Source organism: Desulfurobacterium pacificum, assembly GCF_900182835.1.
In the GTDB taxonomy this organism is placed as follows: Bacteria; Aquificota; Aquificia; order Desulfurobacteriales; family Desulfurobacteriaceae; genus Desulfurobacterium_B; species Desulfurobacterium_B pacificum.
In genome coordinates, this window is sequence record NZ_FXUB01000009.1 from 1 (window position 1) to 3,156 (window position 3,156).

Genomic DNA, 3,156 nt, shown 5'->3' on the forward strand with positions numbered 1-3,156 from the left:
AAAAAAGGCCTGGCACCGCCCTACTTTCCCACCCCGTCTCCAGGGCAGTATCATCGGCGCTGGCGGGCTTAACTTCCGTGTTCGGAATGGGAACGGGTGTTTCCCCGCCGCTATGGGCACCAGACCTTTTCAGTTGTCCTTGACAACCGAATAAGGAAGCCAAGATGTCTGATAGTAGAAGAGCCGAGGCCTCGGTCGATTAGTACCGCTCAGCTCCACCCGTTGCCGGGCTTCCACCTGCGGCCTATCAACCTGGTAGTCTCCCAGTGACCTTACCGGCTTATCGCCGTAGGAGGCCTAATCTTGGGGCAGGCTTCCCGCTTAGATGCCTTCAGCGGTTATCCCTTAGGCACTTGGCTACCCAGCGATGCGGTTGGCACCACAGCTGGTACACCAGAGGTGCCCCCACTCCGGTCCTCTCGTACTAGGAGCAGACCCCCTCAAGCCTCCTGCGCCCGTGGCGGATAGGGACCGAACTGTCTCACGACGTTCTGAACCCAGCTCGCGTGCCCCTTTAATGGGCGAACAGCCCAACCCTTGGGACCTGCTTCAGCCCCAGGATGGGACGAGCCGACATCGAGGTGCCAAACGGGTCCGTCGATGTGAGCTCTCGGGACCCATCAGCCTGTTATCCCCGGAGTAGCTTTTATCCGTTGATCGACGGCCCTTCCACTCAGAACCGCCGGGTCACTAGGCCCTGGTTTCCCACCTGCTCGAGGTGTCCCTCTCGCAGTCAAGCCCCCTTATGCCCTTGCACTCTACGCGCGATTGCCGACCGCGCTGAGGGGACCTTTGGGCGCCTCCGTTACCTTTTAGGAGGCGACCGCCCCAGTCAAACTGCCCACCTGACACTGTCCCCGAGCACGCTCCAGTGCCCTAGGTTAGTGCCTCAGCGGTGACAGGGTGGTATCTCACCGGCGCCTCCATCCCCCCCGGAGGGGGGACTTCCCAGGCTCCCACCTATCCTGCGCAGCCACCGCCAAGACACAATGCCAGGCTGCAGTAAAGCTTCACGGGGTCTTTCCGTCCTGCCACGGGTACAGGGCATCTTCACCCTGACTACAATTTCGCCGGGACCCTCCGCGAGACAGTGCGGCAGTCGTTGGACCATTCATGCAGGTCGGAACTTACCCGACAAGGAATTTCGCTACCTTAGGACCGTTATAGTTACGGCCGCCGTTTACCGGGGCTTCGGTTCGGGGCTCTCACCCCTCCCCTTAACCTTCCGGCACTGGGCAGGTTGCAGTCCCCATACGTCCTCTTTCGAGTTTGCGGAGACCTGTGTTTTTGGTAAACAGTCGCCACCGCCTATTCTCTGCGGCCCCAGAGGGCTTCAGGCGCTAAGCCCTACACCCCCCAGGGCACCCCTTCTCCCGCAGTTACGGGGTCAATTTGCCGAGTTCCTTACGGAGGGTTCCCCCGAACGCCTTGGTGCTTTTACACCCGCCCACCTGTGTCGGTTTGCGGTACGGTCACTGCGGCTTCATCGCTTAGGGGTTCTTTCTCGGCAGTATGGATTCGCCCGCTTCGCCCTATTAAAGGGCTCCCCGTCAGTTCTCGGGGTTAGCGAGGGCGCGGATTTGCCTACGCCCTCCCCCTACTACCTTGGCCCGGCTCTACCATCGACCGGGTCGGGCTATCCTCCTGCGTCACCCCCATCGCTCCACCGCAGTGGCGCGGGAATATTAACCCGCTTCCCATCGGCTACGCCTTTCGGCCTCGCCTTAGGGGCCGGCTAACCCAGGGCGGACTTGCCTTCCCCTGGAAACCTTGGGCTTTCGGCGGGAAGGCTTCTCACCTTCCTTATCGCCTACTCATGCCAGGATTTTCACTTCCCTGCAGTCCACCGCTCCTTCCGGAGCGACTTCACCCCGCAGGGAACGCTCCCCTACCGCTCTGCCATTATGGCAGAACCCGCAGCTTCGGTGGGTGGCTTGAGCCCCGCTACATTTTCGGCGCACGCCCGCTCGACCAGTGAGCTGTTACGCACTCTTTAAAGGATGGCTGCCTCTAAGCCAACCTCCTGGCTGTCTTAGCGGGCGCACTTCCTTTCCCACTTAGCCACCACTTGGGGACCTTAGCTGGCGGTCTGGGCTGTTCCCCTCTCGACCACGGAGCTTATCCCCCGCAGTCTGACTCCCACGGAGCGTCTGCCGGCATTCGGAGTTTGGCGGGGTTCGGTACCCCTTTCGGGGCCCTAGCCCCACCAGTAGCTCTACCTCCAGCAGACTCCCGTGAGGCTAGCCTTAAAGCTATTTCGGGGAGAACCAGCTATCTCCGTACTCGATTAGCTTTTCACTCCTACCCACAGCTCATCCCCTGGTTTTTCAGCACCAGTGGGTTCGGTCCTCCATCCGGTGTTACCCGGACTTCAACCTGGCCATGGGTAGATCGTACGGTTTCGGGTCTACTCCCGGCGACTATACGCCCTGTTCGGACTCGGTTTCCCTACGGCTCCACCTCGCGGCTTAGCCTCGCCGCCGAGAGTAACTCCCTGGCCCATTACGCAAAAGGTACGCCGTCAGGAGGCTTTCGCCCCCCTCCGACCGCTTGTAGGCGCACGGTTTCAGGCTCTCTTTCACTCCCCTTCCCGGGGTTCTTTTCACCTTTCCCTCACGGTACTATGCGCTATCGGTCGCCAGCGAGTACTTAGCCTTGGAGGGTGGTCCCCCCTGATTCCCGCAGGATTCCTCGTGTCCCGCGGTACTCGGGATCACACCCCAGGGAGAGGCTCAGGTTTCGCCTACGGGGCTTTCACCCTCTATGGCAGGCCTTCCCAGACCTTTCGGCTACCTAAGCCTTTTGTAACTCCCCGAGGAGTCCGCAGCCTCCTCCAGGTGTGTCCCACAACCCCAGGTGGGCAACGCCTGCGGGCTTCTACACCCACCCGGTTTGGGCTGGTCCCCTTTCGCTCGCCGCTACTCAGGGAGTCTCGGTTGATTTCCTTTCCTCCCCCTACTGAGATGTTTCAGTTCGGGGGGTGTCGCCCCTGACCATAAGGCCAGGTGACGGGCTTTAAACCCGCCGGGTTTCCCCATTCGGGCATCTCCGGGTCATCAGCTGTTTGCGCCTCGCCGGAGCTTTTCGCAGCTTACCACGCCCTTCTTCGCCTGCTGGCGCCAAGGCATCCACCATGCGCCCTTAGCACCTCGGCCT

2 rRNA genes are annotated in these 3,156 nt (G+C 61.2%); both read right to left on the bottom strand.

Annotation, left to right across the window (positions count from 1 at the left end):
• Positions 1–7: 7 nt before the first annotated feature.
• Positions 8–124 (bottom strand): 5S ribosomal RNA (gene rrf, locus QOL23_RS08455).
• Positions 125–179: 55 nt separating this feature from the next.
• Positions 180–3,155 (bottom strand): 23S ribosomal RNA (locus tag QOL23_RS08460).
• Position 3,156: the final 1 nt, after the last annotated feature.